At 69.9% G+C, this 978-nt stretch carries 1 protein-coding gene; it reads right to left on the bottom strand.

Annotation, left to right across the window (positions count from 1 at the left end; genetic code table 11):
* Window positions 1-967, bottom strand: a 967-nt coding sequence (locus P6F26_RS19590; protein WP_278030392.1) for a membrane dipeptidase, incomplete at its 3' end; no start/stop codon positions are given.
* Between the last annotated feature and the right edge of the window lie 11 nt (window positions 968-978).

Raw genomic sequence — 978 nt, 5'->3', positions numbered from 1 at the left:
CGGGGCCGAAGCCGCGCTCGAAGAAGCGCAGCCAGTTTCCGCCCATGATCGCCTCGATCTCGCCGGCGTCGAACCCGACCGCCGACAGCCCCTCGGCGATGCGGCCGAAGTCGCGGTTGTCGGCGAACCAGTCCGGCATCGGCGGAAAGCCCGGCGCGGCGGCGCTGCCCTCGCCGTAGTCGGCGGACCGGGTCCAGCGCCCGACGCGCATCCACTCCACCACGCTGTCGGGCTGGTCCTGGCAAAGGTCGGTTCCGATGCCAACATGGCCCACGCCCATCAGCTCGGCCGTGCGCGCCACCATCCCGCAGAAGTCCTCCAGCGTGCAGGCGCTGCCGCCCCTGAGGTGGTGCGGATAGACCGAGAAGCCCAGCATCCCGCCGGTCTCGGCCAGCGCGCGCAGCACCGTGTCGGACTTGTTGCGCAGCGCCGGATGCCAGCTCGCCGGGTTCGCGTGCGTGATCGCGACGGGGCGGGTCGAGCGCTCGATCGCCTCCAGCGTGGAGCGCTCGCCCGAATGGCTCATGTCGATCACGAGGCCGACGCGGTTCATCTCGGCCACCACCTCGCGGCCCATGCGCGTCAGCCCGGTGTCGTCCTCCTCGTAGCAGCCCGACGCGAGCAGCGACTGGTTGTTGTAGGTCAGCTGCATGAAGCGCAGGCCAAGCCGGTGCAGGACCTCGACCAGCCCGATGTCGTCCTCCATGCACGACGGGTTCTGCGCGCCGAAGAAGATCGCGGTGCGCCCGCTGTCCCGCGCGCGAAGGACGTCGTCCGCCGTGAAGCCCTGGAAGATCAGGTCGGGGTGACGCTCGAACCAGCGGTTCCAGCGCGCGATGTTGTGGACCGTCTCGCGGAACGTCTCGTGGTAGGCGATCGTGACGTGCACCGCGTCCACGCCCCCCTCGCGCATCTGGCGAAAGACCTTCCCGGACCAGTTGGCGTATTGCAGGGCGTCGATGCGCATGGCGGCGAGGC

It is taken from the genome of Roseicyclus salinarum (assembly GCF_029624655.1).
Classification (GTDB): domain Bacteria; phylum Pseudomonadota; class Alphaproteobacteria; order Rhodobacterales; family Rhodobacteraceae; genus Roseibacterium; species Roseibacterium salinarum.
The sequence above is the reverse complement of the archived record's forward strand: the minus strand, read 5'-3'. Positions and strand labels throughout refer to the sequence as shown.